Here is an 18,157-nt window from a genome sequence, read left to right as displayed (position 1 = left end):
GGACAACCCAAGATGACTCCCGAAGGCATAAACGTCGCCCATCCCGACAAGCTTTATATCGGCGGGCGCTGGGTGCTAGCCCATTCCGGTCGTATGATCGATCTCATCTCGCCCAACACCGAACAGGTCGTCGGCCGCGTGGCAGAGGCGGACGAAGCGGACATGGACGCTGCCGTCGCCGCCGCACGCGAAGCGTTCGATAACGGGCCGTGGCCCGCAACGCCGGCCGCCGAGCGGATTGCCGCGTTCCGCCGCATGATCGCGCATCTGGAAACGCGCGTGCCTGAACTGGCAAAGGCTTGGACCGCGCAGATGGGCGGCCTCGCCTCGTTCGCCGGGCCGATGCACGGTGGCAGCGTGATGGCACTTGGCCAGATTGCGGGCTTTGCAGAGCAGTTCGAATTTGTCGAACGCCGCCCAAGCCATGCGGCGGACACGGCGCTGATCGCCTATGAACCAGTCGGCGTGGTCGCCGCCATCGCGCCGTGGAACGGGCCGTTCGGCATCATGGCCAACAAGGTCGCCTATGCGCTGCTCACCGGCTGTGCCGTGATCATGAAGCCATCGCCTGAAACGCCGCTGGAAGCCTATATCATTGCCGAGGCGGCAGAGGCGGCGGGCATTCCGGCGGGCGTGGTCAATCTCGTCACCGGCCATCGCGAAGCGAGCGACCACCTCGTCTGCAACGAAGGCGTGGACAAGGTTTCGTTCACCGGTTCGACCGTGGCAGGCAAACGCATCGCTTCGGTCTGCGGCGCGCGCATGGCGCGTTGCACGCTGGAACTGGGCGGCAAATCCGCCGCGATCATCCGCGATGATTTTCCGATAGAAGCGGCGGCAAAGATGCTGACCGGCACCATCACCATGATGTCGGGGCAGGTCTGCGCGATGCTCAGTCGCGTGATCGTCCCGCGCCATCGGCATGACGAACTGGCCGCGGCCATCGCCGCCGAAATGCAGCAGGTGCGCATCGGCCATTCGGATGATCCGCAGGCCCAGCTTGGCCCCGTGGCGATGAAGCGCCAGCTTGAACGCATTGAAATGTATATCGAAGAGGGCAAGGCTACCGCCGATCTCGTCACCGGGGGCGGGCGTCCTTCGCATCTCAACCAGGGCTACTTCATCGAACCCACGCTATTCGCCAACGTGAAGAACGAAAGCCGCATCGCGCAGGAGGAAATCTTCGGGCCGGTGCTAAGCCTGATCCCGGTTGAGGACGAGGAAGACGCGATCCGCACTGCCAATGCCAGCGCCTATGGCCTCAACGGTTCGGTGCTGACGACCGACGCAGACGCCGCCTATCGCATCGCGCGCCGCGTGCGCACCGGCGGCTTTGGCCAGAATGGTTTGCGCATGGATTTCGGCCTGCCCTTTGGCGGGTTCAAGCAATCGGGCATCGGTCGCGAAGGCGGGCCAGAAGGCCTCTTCCCCTACATGGAAATGAAGACCATCCTGATCGACGGAATGCCGAAAGAGCTTTGATACAGGAGAGCATATGGCCGGCCACATTGCGGGCAAATCCATCGTCATCACCGGCGCAGGCGGGGGCTTTGGCAGCTTGGTAGCGCGCAAGGCTGCGGCGCTGGGGGCAAGCGTAACCTGCGGCGATATCGATCTTGGTGCCGCGCAGGTAGTGGCCGACGAAATCGCTGCGTCCGGCGGGAAGGCGCAGGCAGCCCAGGTTGACGTGCGCGATCTGGCCGCGATGAAGGCGCTGGTTGCCAGCGCGATGGATGCGTTCGGCGCGGTCGATGTGATGGTCAACAATGCGGGCATCATGCCGCTGGCGTTCTTTTCCGATCACGAAGCGGCTTACCCGGCATGGGAGCGCTGCATCGACATCAATATCAAGGGTGTGCTCAATGGCATGGTCGCAGCCTATGACCCGATGATCGCGGCGGGACGTGGGCAGATCATCAACATCTCGTCGATCTACGGGAATTTCCCGGTGGTCGGCGCGGCGGTCTATGGCGCGTCCAAATCGGCGGTGAACTTCCTGTCGGAATCGCTGCGTGTGGAAAGTCGTGGCCGGATCAAGGTGACGACGATCAAGCCCACCGGCGTTCCTTCAACCGGCCTGTCTGGCACGGTGGTCAATCAGGCGGCGGGCATTGGCATCGTTGCGCACAACATGCCCGATTTCATCGAAATGGTCGGCCAGATGGCGGAAGGCACGTTCCCGGCGGAACGGCTCGATCCCGAAGCGATGGATTACGCCAGCCTTGCGCCCGAACACATTGCCGATGCGGTGATCCACGCCATAGATCAGCCTTGGGGCGTTTCGATTGCGGAAGTCACTGTGCGTGCGGCGGGGGATCACTTCGTGTTGTGACAAACAAAAACCCCCGCCGGAAAGGGCGAGGGTTTTGTTCGGACCGACGCTGGATCAGCGGATCGGGCAATCCGGCGACAGGCGCATATCGAGGTAGTTGTCTACCGCGCGCATCATCTCATCCATCTCGTTTTCGAAGAAGTGGTTGGCGCGGGGCACTTCATCATGGTGGATGGTGATGTGCTTTTGCGTGCGCAGCTTGTCGACCAGCTTCTGCACGGCGTTGGGCGTTACCACCGTGTCCGCGGTGCCCTGCACGATGATGCCCGATGCGGGGCAGGGGGCCAAGAAGCTGAAATCATACATGTTGGCCGGCGGGGCAACCGAGATGAAGCCGCGAATCTCAGGGCGGCGCATCAGCAATTGCATCCCGATCAGCGCGCCGAACGAATAGCCCGCGATCCATGTCGTGCTCGCTTCGGGGTGGATCGACTGCACCCAGTCGAGCGCGGCGGCGGCATCGGACAGTTCACCGATGCCGTTGTCAAACGACCCTTGCGAGCGGCCAACACCCCGGAAGTTGAAGCGCAGCGTAGCAAAGCCGCGCGCGACGAAGGTCTTGTACATCGCTTGCGTGATGCGATCGTTCATCGTGCCGCCCGCCTGCGGGTGCGGGTGCAGGATCATGGCGACCGGTGCGCGCGGGCGGGTGGCGGGCTGGAAACGGCCTTCGAGACGGCCTTCGGGGCCGGGGAAAATGACTGCGGGCATTGCCTGTCCGGTAATCCTGTGGTCTGGCCGCACGGCACGAAATGCCGGGGCTGGGAATTGCGTTGATGGCTATATAGAAACCAACCCTTCGAAAGCAATCTTTCCACGCATTTCCGGGATTCAAGTTGCCAGCAAATCCGATCTATCTCGATCACGCCGCCACTACGCCGCTTTTGCCAGAAGCTTTGGCGGCGATGCAGGAGGGGTGGCGGATCTGGGCCAACCCATCCAGCCCGCACGCGGCTGGGCGCGCGGCAAGGGCGGCGTTGGAGGGGGCGCGGGCGAAATGCAAGGCGCTGCTTAGGTGGCAGGGGGAGGTGATCTTCACCAGCGGCGCAAGCGAGGCTCTGGCGCTGGGCATCGGGCGTGCGAAGTGCGCGCAAGTATTTGTTTCTGCAGTGGAACATGACGCGGCTTTGCGCGCTGCGGGGGGTGCGCAAAGGCTGGATGTGGGGCCGGATGGGCTGGTAATCCTGAACAGCACCAAGATGCACCTAGACGACACCAAGCGACCGCTAGTGGTGGTTCAGCAGGTCAACAGCGAGACTGGCGTGGTGCAAGACATCGCGCAAATTGCCGAGGTGGTTCACGCCGCCGGAGGGGTGCTGCTCTGCGATGCCGCGCAAGGGGCGGGCAAGTTGGACATTCCCGCCGAGGCGGACATGGTGGTGCTTTCGGCGCACAAATTCGGCGGTCCTGTTGGCGGTGGCGCGCTGCTGGTGCGCGATTACGCGCTGCTTGAGCCGAGCGGCGGTCAGGAGCGCGGCTATCGTGGTGGGACCGAGGCCTTGCCGCTGGTGCTAGGCATGGTGGCGGCGCTGGAGGCGGGGAATGGATGGCTCAAGTCCGCTTCAGCTTTGCGGGAATCGCTTACGAACCAACTGCTTGAAAACGGGGCGGAAATTGTGGGCGGAGAATCGCCGCGCAGCCCGACCATCGCGGCCTATCGAATGCCCGGCAAATCGAGCGCGGCGCAACTGATCCGCTTCGATGGCGCGGGCGTTGCGGTTTCGGCGGGCAGCGCCTGCTCGTCCGGCTCGCTGAAGGCCAGCCATGTGCTGACCGCGATGGGCTATGCCCACCCCGGCGAAGTGATCCGCGTGTCCATCGGGCGCGAGACGACCGAAGCGGATATCGCGCGATTTGTGGCCGTGTGGAAGGAAATACGCGGTTGATATACCTCGATTATCAGGCGACGACCCCGCTTGCGCCGGAAGCGCGCGCAGCGATGCTGCCGTGGCTGGCAGGGCCTGGCGAGCCGGGCTTTGCCAATCCGCACAGTCCGCACCGCGCGGGCCGGGCGGCGGCGGCGGCGGTGGAAGTGGCGCGGGCGCAAGTGGCGGCGCTCTTGCCTCCCGGCGGGCGCGTGGTGTTCACTTCTGGCGCGACCGAGGCGATAAATCTGGCGCTGGCAGGGTCTGGCGCGAAGCGGTTGGCGGTGAGCGCGATTGAACACGCAGCCGTGCTGGATACCGCGCGGTTCCTCGATTCTGAAGTGGAGGTGCTGCCGGTGGACGGGGCGGGGTTGGTCGATCCCGATGTAGCGATTCCCGGTGGATGTGGCCTTGTTGCCGTGCTGCAGGTGAACAACGAGATCGGGACGGTGCAGCCGGTCGAGGCGCTCGCTCGCCGCGCAAAGGAAATGGGCGCTCTGTTCCTGTGCGATGCGGTGCAGGGTGCGGGGAAGATTGCCGCGCCTGAAGGGGCGGACCTGATCGCGATATCGGCGCACAAGCTTTACGGACCCAAGGGGATCGGCGCGTTGTGGGTGCGCGATGGGGTGACGCTGGCCCCCCTGATCCACGGCGGCGGGCAAGAGGGCGGGCTGCGGTCGGGCACGCTTTCCCCTGCGCACTGCGCCGGGTTCGGCGCGGCGGCTGCGCTGTGCACAAGTCTGTTGGAAACGGACCAACGTCATGTGGAAAAGCTGTGGACCAAGGCGCGCACGCTGTTCGACGGGTGGACACTGAACGGCAGCGCTATCGATCGCTGGCATGGGAATCTCAATCTGCGGCTGCCCGGTCTGGATGTTGGCAGACTGTTGTCAGAATGCCGCAACATTGCATTTTCAGCAGGTTCGGCCTGCGCCAGCGGCTCTGGCAGACCAAGCCATGTCTTGCGCGCGCTTGGACTTTCGGACAGGGATAGCAAAACCGCGATCCGCATCGGTTTCGGACGCTATACTGGGGATGATGAACTCGAACAGGCGGCAGCGGCGATCAACGCCGCGGCACGGGCGCAGGGAGTCATTTAGGCATGGTCAGCATCACGTTCGTCACCGCCAAGGGGGAAAAGGTCGCGACGAAGGCCAAGCCGGGGCAGCGCCTGCTGGAAGTGGGCCAGAATGCCGGGATGCCGCTGGAAGGCACCTGCGAAGGCCAGATGGCCTGTTCCACCTGCCACGTGATCGTGGCGCCCGATTGGTTCGACAAGTTGCCGCCCGCCGTGGATGATGAAGAAGACATGCTCGATCTGGCCGCCGGGGTGACCCGTACCAGCCGACTGTCCTGCCAGATAGAACTGACCGATGCGCTGGACGGGCTGGTCGTTCATGTGCCCGATGAAGCGCGGGATATGCAGGGGCGCTAACTCGGGAACCTGCTGCGTTCTGAGGCTTTCAGAACGATATGCAAGTTTCCCCCAGCGCTTCTCCGTCCGCTTTTTCTGCCAACCCTGAACTGCTTGTAGCCGAAACCAGTGGCTGGATAGCCGAGAATTGGCTGCGCATCGCCATAGCTGTCGGCGTTGCGGCGGCCATCGTGCTCGTGCTGCTGACCGCGCAGAAAATGGCGCAGCGCTTTTGCCGCGAAGGCGAGGCATTGGTTAGCTGGCGCACGATTCTTGGGCGGCTGGCGGCACGGACCAAGTTCTGGTTCCTTGTCATCCTTTCCGCGAAGATCGTCGACAACTATGCTGGCGCGCCGCTTTGGCTGGATCGGACGATCACGTTCCTGTTCACCATCGGCATGACCGTACAGGCCGCCATCTGGGTGCGCGAGGTGGTGCTGGGCGTGGTGGAGCATCGTGCGGGCGGCGCGCAGCACGCCAATGGCGCACTGACATCTGCCATGAGCATCATACGCGCGCTGGTGACTTTCCTTGTCTTTGCCATCGCGCTGGTGCTGATCCTGGGCAATCTGGGCGTGAACGTGGCGGGCTTGGTTGCCGGTCTGGGCATTGGCGGCATCGCCATCGGTCTGGCTGCGCAGGGCATCTTTTCCGATCTGTTTGCAGGCGTTTCGATCCTGTTCGACCGCCCGTTCAAGGTGGGCGACAACATTGGCTGGGGCGAGACAAGCGGCACGGTGGAGCAGATCGGAATGCGCACCACGCGCGTGCGGCTGTTCACCGGTGAACTGCTCATCGTTTCCAACAAGAACTTGCTGGACAAGGAAATCCGCAATGTGACCGTGCGCCATCACATCCGCCTGAGCTTCATGCTGGGCGTGACTTATGAGACGAAGCCGGAAACGCTGGCGCGCATACCGGCTATGCTGAAGGAGATGGGCGAGGCCGAGGGCGTGAAGGTTTCGCGCGCCGGTTTTGAGGCTTTTGGGGCGAGTTCGCTGGATTTTGCGTTCATCGTCGACGTGCCGGGCGCGGACTGGGGCGTGGCACATCCGACCCGCGACCGGCTGCTGGTGGCGATCATGGAGCGCTTTGCGGCAGAGGGCATCAGTCTGGCCTATCCGACGCAAACGTCCTACACGGCGGCACCCGATGGCACGCTGATCATGCCTTATCCCGATGGCGCGGTTATGCCTATGCAAGCGGATCGTCTGACGCAGGACTAAAGGCTGTGCTCCCTCGCGAAAGCGGGGGCGCCAAGCGTGTCCGGTGTGGCTGCTCTTTTGCCAGCGCTCTTTTTGATAGCTTGCCCGGAAACGCATTTTGCGGTCCGATGGGGCAAGTTTTGAATAGAGGGTGCAGATGGCGGCGATCAATCTTCCGCGTATTATCAGGGTGGGCGGCGGTGCGCTGGCGGAACTGCCTGCGGCTATGGGGCAATGCGGGTTTAACCGGCCGTTCGTGGTGACCGACGGTTTTCTGGTGCAAAGCGGCATGGCGGCGAAGCTTGTCGGCGTGCTGGAAGCGGCGGGGATGGCGGTCACTTTGTTTTCGGACACCGTGCCTGATCCGACCGTGGCGGTGGTGGAAAAGGCTCTGGATGCGCTGGTGTGGAGCGGCAGCGATTGCGTGATCGGCTTTGGTGGGGGCAGCCCGATCGATACCGCAAAGGTCATCGCGGCGATTGCGCTAAATCCCCGGCCCATCCCCTCGTTGAAGGCTCCGGTGCAGACCGATGACGGCGGCTTGCCGATCATTGCCGTGCCGACCACTGCGGGGACGGGATCTGAGGCGACGAAGTTCACCATCGTCACCGACGAAGCGACGAGCGAGAAGATGCTCTGTGCCGGGTTGGCGTTCCTGCCCACTATTGCAATCGTCGATTTCGAACTGACGATGGGTAAGCCCGCGCGGCTGACGGCGGATACCGGTATCGATTCGCTGACCCATGCGATTGAGGCCTATGTTTCGAAGAAGGCCAATCCGTTTTCTGATGCGATGGCGATCTCTGCGATGAAGTTGATTGCGCCCAATATCCGCACGGCTTGTGCCGAGCCGGGCAATCGCGCCGCGCGCGAAGCGATGATGGTGGGCGCGCATCATGCGGGGATTGCCTTTTCGAACGCCAGCGTGGCGCTGGTGCATGGGATGAGCCGCCCGGTGGGAGCTTTCTTCCATGTGCCGCACGGGCTTTCCAACGCGATGCTGCTGCCTGCGGTGACGGCGTTTTCAGCCGCTTCGGCGCTGGGGCGCTATGCCGATTGTGCGCGGGCGATGGGGGTGGCGGGAGAGGCCGAGGGTGATCAGGCGGCGGTCGCGCGGTTGCTCGAAGAACTGGCGGCGCTCAATTGCGATCTTTCGGTGCCGACGCCGCGCAGCCACGGGATTTCGCAGGAGCGCTGGTTGGAAGTGGCGCCCGAAATGGCGCGGCAGGCGATTGCTTCTGGCTCGCCGGGAAACAATCCGCGTGTGGCGGATGCCGGAGAGATCGAGCGGCTTTATGCAGAGGTGTTTGGGTGAGGGGAGGGGGTGGTTTTTTGCTGATGGCCCCCACACCCAACCCTCTCCCCTGAAGGGGAGAGGGCTTTTTGGCTGCTTCCGATCAGTCCGCCAGCGCTGCAATCAACGCTTTTGAAAACGCCGGAATGTCGTCCGGGTTGCGGCTGGTGATGAGGTTGCCGTGGACGACGACTTCCTCGTCCACCACATCGGCTCCGGCGTTGGCGAGATCCACGCGGATCGAGGGCCAGCCGGTGACGGTGCGACCATCGACAATATCGGCTTCGACCAGCAACCAGGGTGCGTGGCAGATGGCGGCGATCGGTTTGTCCAGATCGTCGAAATCGTTGACCAGATCGATGACCGAGTCTTCCATGCGCAGGATGTCCGGGTTCATCTGCCCGCCGGGGAGCAACAGGGCATCATAGTCGGTCGCTTCCACCTCATCGATGGTCATGTTGACCGCCACGGCATCGCCCCAGTTCTTGTCCTTCCAGCCGGTGATCGATCCGGATTTCAGGCTGGCAACCACGGTTTCGATGCCAGCGTCTTCCAGCGCCTTCTTCGGCCCTTCGAGTTCGGACTGCTCGAAGCCGTCGGTCGCGACGATGAGGACGCGCTTGGTCATGTGGATCTCCTTTGTTCAGAATATCCCTACAATTGCCGGGGACTGCGGATGTTCCTTGGCTTTCGCTCCGGCAATCGTGTTGCTAGGACGTTCCAACCATGCCGACTGACATCACAGAACCCGATCCGTTCGACGCCATCGTCGATGCCCCGTTCGATTCCGCGCTGTCAGAGCGCTATCTGGTCTATGCGCTCAGCACGATCACCGCGCGGTCGCTGCCCGATCTGCGCGACGGGTTGAAGCCGGTGCACCGCCGCCTGCTGTGGGCGATGCGGCAGTTGAAGCTCAACCCGACCGATGCCTACAAGAAGTCGGCGCGCGTGGTGGGCGATGTGATCGGCAAGTATCACCCGCACGGCGATGCCAGCGTCTATGATGCGATGGTGCGTTTGGCGCAGGATTGGTCGCTCCGCTATCCGCTGGTTGAGGGGCAGGGCAACTTCGGCAATATCGATGGCGATAATGCCGCCGCCTATCGCTATACCGAAGCGCGGCTGACGCGCACGGCGATGCAGCTTATGGCCGGGTTGGACGAAGGCACGGTGAACTTCGTGCCGACCTATAACGGTGAGGACGAGGAGCCGGAGATCTTTCCGGGTCTGTTCCCGAACCTTCTGGCCAATGGTTCCAGCGGGATCGCGGTGGGCATGGCCACCAACATCCCCAGCCACAACGTGGCCGAGATCATCGATGCCACGCTGCTGCTGATCGACAATCCGCACGCTGAACACAGCCAGTTGATGGAAGTGTTCCACGGGCCGGACCTGCCGACCGGCGGCGTGATCGTGGATAGTCCGGCGGTCATCTCGAACGCCTATGAAACCGGGCGCGGGGCGATCCGCGTGCGCGGGCGGTTCTCTACCGGGCGTGACGATGCGGGAAACTGGGAAGAGACGGGGATCGAAAAGCTGGGTGGCGGGCAATGGCAGCTTGTCGTCTCCGAAATCCCTTACATGGTGCAGAAGAGCAAACTGATCGAACAGATCGCGCAGCTTATCGCCGACAAGAAGCTGCCCATCCTTGAAGACGTGCGTGATGAAAGCGATGAGCAGATTCGGCTCGTGCTGGTGCCCAAGAGCCGGAACATCGATCCCGAATTGCTGAAGGAATCGCTCTACAAGCTGACCGATCTGGAAACGCGGTTCGGCCTCAACCTCAACGTGCTGGATTCGCATCGGACGCCCGGCGTGCTGGGGCTGAAGCTGGTGTTGCAGGAATGGGTGATCAGCCAGATCGACATCCTGCTGCGCCGTTCGCAGCACCGGCTGGACAAGATCGCCGCGCGGCTCGAACTGCTCGAAGGCTATATCATTGCCTACCTCAATCTTGACCGGATCATCGAGATCATCCGCACCGAGGATGAGCCGAAGCCGGTGATGATGGCCGAGTTCGCGCTGACCGACCGGCAGGCCGAAGCGATCCTCAACATGCGGCTGCGTTCCTTGCGCAAGCTTGAGGAAATGGAGCTGCGCAAGGAGCGCGATGCGCTTCTGGCCGAGCAGGACGAATTGCAGAAGCTGCTCGACAGCCCGGCCCGCCAGCGCACGCGGCTGAAGCGCGATCTGAATGCGCTGCGCAAGGACTATGCCGAGGATACCGTGCTGGGGCGGCGGCGCACGACGATTGCCGAAGCCGCGCCGACGCGCGAATTCAGCATGGACGCGATGATCGAGAAGGAGCCGGTGACGGTGATCCTTTCCGCCAAGGGCTGGATCAGGGCGGCCAAGGGGCATGTGCCATTGGACGGCGACTTCAAGTTCAAGGAGGGCGATGGCCCGGCCTTTGCCTTCCACTGCCAGACCACCGACAAGCTGTTGGTGGCGGTGGACAATGGGCGGTTCTATACGCTGGGGGCCGACAAACTGCCCGGCGCGCGCGGCTTTGGCGAACCGATCAGGACGATGGTCGACATCGATTCCGATGCGCAGATCGTCAGCGTCGTGGTCTACAAGCCCAAGGGGCAATTGCTGCTGGCGGCCAACACCGGGCGTGGCTTTGCTGCCGAGATGGACGAACTGCTGGCCGAAACGCGCAAAGGGCGCGGCGTGGTTTCGACCAAGCCAGGCGTGAAGCTGGCCGTGGTGCGCGAGATTGCAGCCGAGCACGATCATGTCGCGGTGATTGGTGAGAACCGCAAGCTGGTGATCTTTGCCCTGTCCGAAGTGCCGATCCTCGCCAAGGGGCAAGGCGTGACGCTGCAACGCTACAAGGACGGCGAAATGGCCGACGTCATTACGCTGCGGCTGGAAGACGGGCTGTCATGGGCGATGGGCGGCGACAGCGGGCGCACGCGGGTGGAGAAGGACCTGCTGCCGTGGAAGGTCGCGCGCGGCGCAGCGGGCAGACTGCCGCCGAACGGGTTTCCGCGGGATAACAAGTTCTGAGGGTGAGGGGATACTCGCTCGTGCCGAACCACCACACCTCGTCATCCCGGGCTTGACCCGGGGCCCGCTCCCCTCGCGCAAGGGTGGCGATCCCGCTGATGGCCAACGGAAAAGCGGGACCCCGGGGCAAGCCCGGGGTGACGGTGGGTTTTGGGGAATTTTTGTTTGCGGTTGAGCGGCTGATTGTGGGTGGTTTGCTGCCGCTATTGGTGCGCGCGAAAAAGCGCTCTTTGCGCCTCGTTCACACAGGTTTCGTCCCAATCAACTTCTCGTCGGGAGGGCGGCAGAAACTCTCTGCGCTCCTTTGCGCCATAATAGAGCGTGCCGTGGATACCCATCGCGTCGCGTTTAAGAATTGGACGCTGCCAGAGTGGCGCAAGCACCCTGCTGGCTTCAACTTCCCCCACGCGTTCAACTAGATCATCTGCAACCTCAATGTCCCTTCCATCAGGAAAGATGATCGAGAACTCTTCATCGGTTGCTTGGAAGATGCTGAAGGTCGCGTTGATTGCGCCATCGATGATTTGGACGTTCTTCATCCACTTTTTTTGCCATCGCCGCTTGATGACGGCAATGGCGTCGTCACCGCAACGGCAGCTTTTAGGTCCAAAATCCAGAAAGCCACCGCTCACAAGAAGTTGATCGACCAGATCATCGTGCGCCACATGTGCGCTGTCGGTGAACCGTTGAAACCCACCCCAGGCCCCTCCCGCCTGCGGGAGGGGGGAAGAGAAGTGTGATCCTTCCGCCTACGGGAAGGGAAGAGGGCCACGTTGCCCGCCTCCCGCAGGCGGGAGGGGTTGGGGGTGGGCCTCCGACCTATCGGTTCAAAGAACCTCGAACAGCCCCGCTGCGCCCATGCCGCCGCCGACGCACATGGTGACGACCACGTACTTCGCACCCCGGCGCTTGCCTTCGATCAGGGCGTGAGCGGTGCAGCGGGCACCGGTCATGCCATAGGGGTGGCCGATTGAGATCGAGCCGCCGTTGACGTTGAGCAGGTCGTTCGGAATGCCCAGCTTGTCACGGCAATAGAGCACCTGCACGGCAAAGGCTTCGTTCAGTTCCCACAGACCGATGTCGTCCATCTTCAGGCCGAAGCGCTGGAGCAGCTTGGGGATGGCGAAGACTGGGCCGATACCCATTTCGTCAGGCTCCGTGCCCGCAACCGCCATGCTGACATAGCGGCCCAGCGGGGTAAGGCCCTTTTGCGCGGCGAGCGCGGCTTCCATCACGATCACTGCGGCTGAGCCATCGGAAAGCTGGCTGGCGTTGCCTGCGGTCACGATGCCGCCTTCGATCACGGGCTTGAGCGCTTGCAGGTTTTCCAGCGTGGTCGAGGGGCGATTGCCTTCGTCCTTGGTCAGGTGGACGTCGGTGAAGGTGATCTCGCCGGTTTCCTTGTTGTGGACACCCATCGAACTGTCGGTGGCCACGATTTCTTCATCGAACTTGCCTGCGGCTTGCGCGGCGGCAGTGCGCTGCTGCGATTGCAGCGCGTATTCGTCGCAAGCCTCGCGGCTGATGCCATAGCGCTGGCCGACGATTTCGGCGGTTTGCAGCATCGGCATGTAGATGGCCTTGTGCATCGCCATCAGGCTCTTGTCCGGGGCAACGCGCATGTCCTTTGTCTGGACAAGGCTGATCGATTCCTGACCGCCTGCGGCCACCACGTCCATGCGATCGATAATCACCTGCTTGGCCGCCGTGGCGATGGTCATCAGGCCCGATGAGCATTGGCGGTCCATGCTCATGCCCGAAGTGGTGACGGGAAGACCTGCGCGCAGGGCGACTTGCCGCGCGATGTTGCCCGCCTGCGCACCCTGTTGCAGCGCGCTGCCCCACAGCACGTCATCCACTTCGGCAGGATCGATCCCGGCGCGAGCGACGGCGGCTTCGAGCGACAGCGCACCCAGCGTTGCGCCCGGCGTGGCGTTGAATGCGCCCTTGTAAGCGCGCCCGATGGGCGTGCGGGCGGCTGATACGATTACGGCGTCACGCATGGGTTATGCTCCTGCTGAAGTTAGCGTTTTTCTAGGGACGTTGCGGCAAGAATGGGGTTGCCGCCGAAACGGTCGCGCAGTTCGCGTTTCAGCACCTTGCCGATGGGGCTGCGCGGCAGTTCGTCCACGACTTCGATGGCAGAGATGCGCTGGGTCTTGCCGAGGCGGCTGTTGGCTTCGGCCAGCACGGCTTGCGAATCGGCAGAGGGATCGGCCAACACGACCACGGCCAGCGGCGTTTCGCCCCATGCGTCTGATGGCACGCCGACCACGGCGGCTTCCCTGACCACGCTCTGGCGGGTGAGTTCGGCTTCGAGGTCGCTAGGGTAGATGTTGAACCCGCCTGATATAATCATGTCCTTCGCGCGGTCCATCAGGATCAGAAAGCCGTCCTCATCGAACTTGCCCACATCGCCGTGGCGGATGTACCGGCGGCCCTCGGCGTCGAACCATTCGATCTCGCGCGTCTTGTCGTCTTTGCCATGATAGCCGTTCATCATGATGGGCGAATGGCCGACGATCTCGCCCGCTTCGCCTTGGGGCAGTTCGTTGCCGTCTTCGTCGATGATCTTCATGATGTGGCCGGGCGAGACTTGCCCCACGGTGTGCAGCTTGTTCGGGTATAAGTGCGCCAGCAGCACGGCGGTCGCTCCGCCTTCGGTCATACCGTAACCGTCGGTGAGGCCGCCCGGCCAGCGCTTCAGCACATCGGCCTTGAGCCATGCGGGGAAGGGGGCAGAGGTGCAGGACTTGAGCTTGTAGGCCGACAGGTCGAAGCTGTCGAAATCGGGCAGTTCCATGATCCGGCGGTACTGCACCGGCACGAGCATGGCGTGCGTCACCCGCTCGCGCTGGGACAATTCAAGGAACGTGCGCGCATCGAACTTGCGCATCAGCACCACTTTGCCGCCCGCCGTCAGCGTGGGCAGGAAGCTGACCAGCGTGGTGTTGGAATAGAGCGGGGTGGAGCAGATCACTGCCGTATCGTCGCCATATCCGCCGGGGATGGTGCGGCGGGCATATTCGTGGCGCATCTTGTGGCTTTGCACGATGCCCTTGGGGGCGCCGGTCGTGCCGGAGGAGTAGATGATGTTGAACGGATCGCCCGGCGCGGCAGGGCGGTCTTCGGGTTTTGCGCCTTCTGCGGCTATCCATGAGGTGAACGGCTCGCCCGCATCGCTATCGTCTAGCGCGATGCGTTTGACGCCTGCGGGTAGTGCCAGCCCAGCGATGCGTTCGGCAATGTCCTTGTCCAGCAGCAGCACGCGGCTGCCGCTGTCAGCCAGCATGGCCACGATGGTTTCGGGCGCTGCAGTGGAGGTGAGTGGGGCCGCCACCGCGCCCGCCCGGATCGCGCCAAGGAAGGCGAGGCCGGTTGCCACAGCGTTCATTGCGGCAATGGCAACGGGTTCATCTTTTGCCACGCCCTCACGCTGGAGGGCGGCGGCCACGCGGTCGATCAAGGCGTCCATCTGCGCCCAGCTTATGGCGCGACTTTCATCCGCCAGCGCCACCGCATCGCCCCGCCGTGCGGCATGGGCGCGGATGATGTCGCTCAGCGGCGTGAATTCGCTTTCGACGATATCTTCGATCCGCATGGCCGGACCCTCGCTCAGTTGAACGTTTCGCCCGCAGCGGCTCTGCGTTCGAGCAGCGGCGCAACCACAAGGCCGTGCTTCTTCAGGCCCGCAACCACGGTATCGAGGCCAATATGATCCGCCCAGAACATCGGGCCACCGGTCCACGCGGGCCAGCCATAACCATTGAGCCAAACGGTATCGATGTCGCTTGCCCGCTGTGAAATGCCTTCATCAAGGATCAGTGCGCCTTCGCTGATCATCGGATAGAGCAGGCGTTCGCGGATCTCGTCCTTCCCGATTTCACGCTGCGCTTTGCCTTCCCTGGCGGCGAAATCGGCAATTATCGCCTTCACCTCGTCAGACGGGGTGCGCTGGCGGTTTTCGTCGTAATCGTAGAAGCCCTTCCTGGTCTTCTGGCCCCACCGGCCAACGGCGCAAAGCGCATCGCGCAGGGTTTCGATTCGGGTCGGATCGCGGTGCCAACCGATGTCCACGCCCGCAAGGTCGGCCATCTGCCACGGACCCATCGGAAAGCCGAATTCGAGCAGCGCTTCGTCCACGTCCCAGTAGTTCGCGCCTTCCATGATCAGCGCGTGGGCCTGCGCCTGACGCGGGCTGAGCATCCGGTTGCCGATAAAGCCGTGGCACACGCCCGAAACCACCGGCACTTTTCCGATCTTGACGGACAGCGCCATCACGGTGGCAAGCTGCGCCGCGCCGGTCGCCTTGCCGCGGACGACTTCCAGCAGCTTCATCACATTGGCAGGCGAGAAGAAGTGCATGCCCAGCACCGCTTCGGGGCGCGAGGTGACGGCTGCGATTTCGTCGATGTCGAGAAAGCTGGTGTTGCTGGCGAGGATCGCGCCGGGCTTTGCCACCTTGTCGAGCCTGCCGAACACGTCTTTCTTCACGTCCATGCTTTCATAGACGGCTTCGATCACCAGATCGGCTTCGGCCAGCGCATTGAAATCGAGCGTCGGCGTGAGGCGCGCCATTGCGGCCTGCGCATCGGCGGCGTCCATCTTGCCGCGCTTGACGGTGTTTTCGTAGTTCTTGCCCATCGTGGCAACGCCGCGATCAAGGGCTTCCTGCGTCATTTCCACGATGGTCACGGGGATGCCGGCGGTCAGGAAGTTCATGGTGATGCCTCCGCCCATCGTGCCTGCACCGATCACGCCGACGCGAGCGATGGGCAGAAGCGTGGTGTCGGCCGGAATGTCGTCGATGGTCGCGGCCAGTTTGCGCGCAGCGTCGATGTGTTCTTTCGCGCCGGGGATGGGATCAGACATCGTGTTCTCTCCTAAGGCTGTTTTCAGGCGCGGCTTTCCGCCAGCGCGCTGTAGATCAGCGTCTTCACCTGACGCCGGATGGGATAGATGAACGAGGGGTAGAGCTGGGTCATGAAGACCATGTGCAGCTTCTCCACCGGGTCCACGAAGAACGCGGTCGAAAAAATGCCGCCCCAGTAGAACTCGCCCGCAGAGCCGGGCACCAGCGCGCGTGCCGGATCGATGGTCATGCCAAAGCCAAGGCCGAAGCCCGCGCCTGCGTTGTAAGCCTCGCTGAATAGCGCGCGCGAAACCTGCGTCAAATCCGCTCCGCCGGGCAGGTGGTTGGTGGTCATCAACTGGATCGTCTTGGGGCTGAGCAGGCGCGCTCCATCGGCAGCGCCGCCATTCACCAGCATCCGGCAGAAGCGGTGGTAATCCGCTGTGGTGGACAGCAGCCCACCGCCACCACTTTCAAAGCGCGGCACGCGGCGCGTGCCGGATTTCTCCGCCGGATCGAACAGTTGCGGCGGCTCTCCAGCCTGATAGGCAAAGGCATCGGCCAACCGATGCGCCTTGTCGTCGGGGCAGTGAAAGCCGGTGTCCACCATGCCCAGCGGATCGAAAATCCGGGTTTTGAGGAATTGCCCAAGGCTCATGCCCGAAAGCCGTGACACGATCACGCCCAGCACGTCGGTGCCGACCGAATAGTTCCAGCCCTGTCCGGGTTCGAACTCTAGCGGCAGCTTGGCCAGCTCTTCGATGAAGTGATCGTTGCCGGGCAGGCTGGCGTGGCCATCGAGCCGCGATTTGCGATAGGCGGCATCCACGTGGGTGCGGTTCTGGATGCCGTAGGTCAGGCCGGACTGGTGCGTGATCAGATCGACCATGCGCATGACCGGGGCAGGGCGCGCAGGGAAGAAGTCCACTTCGCCGCCGCCGCCTGCATAGACGCCCAGCCCGGCAAATTCGGGGATCACCTTTGTCACCGGATCGTCGAGCGCGACTTTGCCTTCTTCGACCAGCATCATGAACGCAACTGAGGTTAGCGGCTTGGTCATCGATGCGATGCGGCAAATCGTGTCGGCTGCCATCGGTGTGCCACCCGCACGGGCGTTGCCGCTGGTGTGGCGATAGACCGGCTCACCATCGCGCGCGACCAGCACGTCAAGGCCGGGCAGGTGGCCCGTGGCGATATAGTGCTCGTCTAGGAAAGCGCCGATGCGCGGCAGGCGATCCGGTTCGAAACCCAGCGCCTTGGCGTCTGAAAGCTGCATGGATTGTCCTTTCAGCCGAAAATTGCGACGTTTTGCAGGCCGTGCATCACCTGCACGCCATCGGCGTTCCACATGCGCAAAGTCTCGCTGCTGAACCCTTCGGCCATGTAGTTCGATGCGGTTTCCAGCAGCCACCAGCCATCGCGCGTCTGCGGCGCATCGCCCAGCAGGGTGAAGGACCAGTTGATCGAACTGATCGGTGCCATCCGCTCCATCGCGCGCATCGATCCGGGCGGCAGCGTATCCCCGATCAGCACGAGTTCACCGATGGGGTCCAGCCCGCAGCGGTCTTTCAGGCGCACCCAGCGGCGGAGGACGCCGGGGCGGCGATCATCCTTGGCCTCGCCCCGGCGAAGTTCGAAATTGGTAACGAAGTGCAGGCCTTCGGGCGATCCGAGTTCGGGCATATCCTCGTAAGACGTAAAGCCTTCGGCCTGCGGTGCCGTCACGCCGCCGTTGGATGGGCGGGCGCTGCCAAAGACCCATGCGGTGCGGTGCGCCAGAGCGCCGCCGCTTGTCAGGTCCGTCTGGATATTGGCCACGCTGCGACCCTCGCGCAGCACGCTGACGGTGATGTCCACATCAGGCCCCACCGGCGCGATAAAGCTAACCTGCCCTCCGCGCAGTGGCGGCAGATCGGGCCGGGCCTTGCGTGCGGCGGCATAGGCGAGGAACGATGACGCCCCGCCATACATCGTGCGGCCTTGCAGCCAACCATCGACGCCGCGCAGGGCGAACATGCCGTCCGCATCTGCCTTCATGCCATCCGCGATGCTGCCGATTGCCAGACTGGTGGTCTGAGATGCCAACGTTCTCTCCCATTCCTGCGCGACTTGATCGCGGCAGGTTCGACTCTCGGGCCGAGGCTAGTGGAAGTTTACGTAAAGGGAAAGGGGTGCGGCGTGGC

The 18,157-nt window shown here is 63.1% G+C and carries 15 protein-coding genes and 1 pseudogene; 8 read left to right on the top strand and 8 right to left on the bottom strand.

What is annotated here, in order from left to right; translation table 11 throughout:
* Positions 1-12: 12 nt before the first annotated feature.
* On the top strand, positions 13-1,482 hold the full coding sequence (locus tag HGI47_RS17235; protein ID WP_168854012.1) for an aldehyde dehydrogenase: 1,470 nt from the start codon (positions 13-15) through the stop codon (positions 1,480-1,482).
* A 13-nt stretch (positions 1,483-1,495) separates the two neighbouring features.
* On the top strand, positions 1,496-2,332 hold the full coding sequence (locus tag HGI47_RS17230) for an SDR family oxidoreductase (RefSeq protein ID WP_168854011.1): 837 nt from the start codon (positions 1,496-1,498) through the stop codon (positions 2,330-2,332).
* Between the two features lie 54 nt (positions 2,333-2,386).
* Here the strand turns inward: HGI47_RS17230 and HGI47_RS17225 are convergent, their stop codons facing one another.
* Positions 2,387-3,043: an alpha/beta hydrolase gene (locus HGI47_RS17225; protein ID WP_168854010.1), complete on the bottom strand. Its 657-nt coding sequence runs from the start codon at positions 3,041-3,043 to the stop codon at positions 2,387-2,389.
* Between the two features lie 125 nt (positions 3,044-3,168).
* Here HGI47_RS17225 and HGI47_RS17220 point away from each other — a divergent pair, with 125 nt between their 5' ends.
* The 5 genes from HGI47_RS17220 to HGI47_RS17200 all read left to right on the top strand — a co-directional run bounded on the left by HGI47_RS17220 (position 3,169) and on the right by HGI47_RS17200 (position 8,131).
* Positions 3,169-4,218, top strand: a complete 1,050-nt coding sequence (locus HGI47_RS17220) for a cysteine desulfurase family protein (protein ID WP_168854009.1) — start codon at positions 3,169-3,171, stop codon at positions 4,216-4,218.
* Positions 4,215-5,297, top strand: coding sequence for a cysteine desulfurase family protein (locus HGI47_RS17215; RefSeq protein WP_168854008.1), 1,083 nt, complete (start codon positions 4,215-4,217; stop codon positions 5,295-5,297). The genes HGI47_RS17220 and HGI47_RS17215 overlap by 4 nt, the downstream gene beginning before the upstream one ends.
* Before the next feature lie 2 nt (positions 5,298-5,299).
* On the top strand, positions 5,300-5,632 hold the full coding sequence (locus HGI47_RS17210) for a 2Fe-2S iron-sulfur cluster-binding protein (protein WP_168854007.1): 333 nt from the start codon (positions 5,300-5,302) through the stop codon (positions 5,630-5,632).
* Between the two features lie 38 nt (positions 5,633-5,670).
* Complete coding sequence (locus tag HGI47_RS17205) at positions 5,671-6,837, top strand: mechanosensitive ion channel family protein (protein WP_168854006.1); 1,167 nt, start codon at positions 5,671-5,673, stop codon at positions 6,835-6,837.
* 136 nt (positions 6,838-6,973) lie between these two features.
* Positions 6,974-8,131, top strand: a complete 1,158-nt coding sequence (locus tag HGI47_RS17200) for an iron-containing alcohol dehydrogenase (RefSeq protein WP_168854005.1) — start codon at positions 6,974-6,976, stop codon at positions 8,129-8,131.
* Positions 8,132-8,213: 82 nt separating this feature from the next.
* Here HGI47_RS17200 and HGI47_RS17195 read toward each other — a convergent pair whose 3' ends face one another.
* Complete coding sequence (locus HGI47_RS17195) at positions 8,214-8,738, bottom strand: type 1 glutamine amidotransferase domain-containing protein (protein ID WP_168854004.1); 525 nt, start codon at positions 8,736-8,738, stop codon at positions 8,214-8,216.
* Between the two features lie 98 nt (positions 8,739-8,836).
* Between HGI47_RS17195 and parC the strand changes: the two genes are divergently transcribed.
* Positions 8,837-11,122: a DNA topoisomerase IV subunit A gene (parC, locus tag HGI47_RS17190; RefSeq protein WP_168854003.1), complete on the top strand. Its 2,286-nt coding sequence runs from the start codon at positions 8,837-8,839 to the stop codon at positions 11,120-11,122.
* 203 nt (positions 11,123-11,325) lie between these two features.
* On the opposite strand, the gene HGI47_RS17185 is transcribed toward parC, so the two are convergent.
* The 6 genes and pseudogenes from HGI47_RS17185 to HGI47_RS17160 form a co-directional block, all read right to left on the bottom strand.
* Positions 11,326-11,787 carry a hypothetical protein gene (locus HGI47_RS17185; protein WP_240950257.1) on the bottom strand — a complete coding sequence of 154 codons (462 nt, stop codon included), beginning with the start codon at positions 11,785-11,787 and terminating at the stop codon, positions 11,326-11,328.
* A gap of 162 nt (positions 11,788-11,949) precedes the next feature.
* A complete protein-coding gene (locus HGI47_RS17180; RefSeq protein ID WP_168854002.1) occupies positions 11,950-13,125 on the bottom strand; it encodes an acetyl-CoA C-acyltransferase in 1,176 nt (391 codons plus the stop codon).
* A 20-nt stretch (positions 13,126-13,145) separates the two neighbouring features.
* A complete protein-coding gene (locus HGI47_RS17175; RefSeq protein WP_168854001.1) occupies positions 13,146-14,723 on the bottom strand; it encodes a class I adenylate-forming enzyme family protein in 1,578 nt (525 codons plus the stop codon).
* Positions 14,724-14,737: 14 nt separating this feature from the next.
* Positions 14,738-15,973: pseudogene (locus HGI47_RS17170) on the bottom strand (3-hydroxyacyl-CoA dehydrogenase NAD-binding domain-containing protein); the annotation flags it as partial.
* A 44-nt stretch (positions 15,974-16,017) separates the two neighbouring features.
* Positions 16,018-17,250, bottom strand: a complete 1,233-nt coding sequence (locus HGI47_RS17165; protein WP_168853999.1) for a serine hydrolase — start codon at positions 17,248-17,250, stop codon at positions 16,018-16,020.
* Between the two features lie 11 nt (positions 17,251-17,261).
* Positions 17,262-18,059, bottom strand: coding sequence for a thioesterase family protein (locus HGI47_RS17160; protein WP_240950256.1), 798 nt, complete (start codon positions 18,057-18,059; stop codon positions 17,262-17,264).
* Positions 18,060-18,157: the final 98 nt, after the last annotated feature.

Source organism: Novosphingobium sp. ERN07 (assembly GCF_012641335.1).
Lineage (GTDB): Bacteria > Pseudomonadota > Alphaproteobacteria > Sphingomonadales > Sphingomonadaceae > Novosphingobium.
This window is presented reverse-complemented; position numbering and strand designations above follow the sequence as displayed.

Bases quoted from the DNA above. Each gene is read 5' to 3' on its own strand.
- HGI47_RS17235 (WP_168854012.1), top strand. From the start codon at position 13: ATGACTCCCGAAGGCATAAACGTCGCCCATCCCGACAAGCTTTATATC.
- HGI47_RS17230 (WP_168854011.1), top strand. From the start codon at position 1,496: ATGGCCGGCCACATTGCGGGCAAATCCATCGTCATCACCGGCGCAGGC.
- HGI47_RS17225 (WP_168854010.1), bottom strand. From the start codon at position 3,043: ATGCCCGCAGTCATTTTCCCCGGCCCCGAAGGCCGTCTCGAAGGCCGT.
- HGI47_RS17210 (WP_168854007.1), top strand. From the start codon at position 5,300: ATGGTCAGCATCACGTTCGTCACCGCCAAGGGGGAAAAGGTCGCGACG.
- HGI47_RS17205 (WP_168854006.1), top strand. From the start codon at position 5,671: ATGCAAGTTTCCCCCAGCGCTTCTCCGTCCGCTTTTTCTGCCAACCCT.
- HGI47_RS17200 (WP_168854005.1), top strand. From the start codon at position 6,974: ATGGCGGCGATCAATCTTCCGCGTATTATCAGGGTGGGCGGCGGTGCG.
- HGI47_RS17195 (WP_168854004.1), bottom strand. From the start codon at position 8,738: ATGACCAAGCGCGTCCTCATCGTCGCGACCGACGGCTTCGAGCAGTCC.
- parC (WP_168854003.1), top strand. From the start codon at position 8,837: ATGCCGACTGACATCACAGAACCCGATCCGTTCGACGCCATCGTCGAT.
- HGI47_RS17180 (WP_168854002.1), bottom strand. From the start codon at position 13,125: ATGCGTGACGCCGTAATCGTATCAGCCGCCCGCACGCCCATCGGGCGC.
- HGI47_RS17175 (WP_168854001.1), bottom strand. From the start codon at position 14,723: ATGCGGATCGAAGATATCGTCGAAAGCGAATTCACGCCGCTGAGCGAC.
- HGI47_RS17165 (WP_168853999.1), bottom strand. From the start codon at position 17,250: ATGCAGCTTTCAGACGCCAAGGCGCTGGGTTTCGAACCGGATCGCCTG.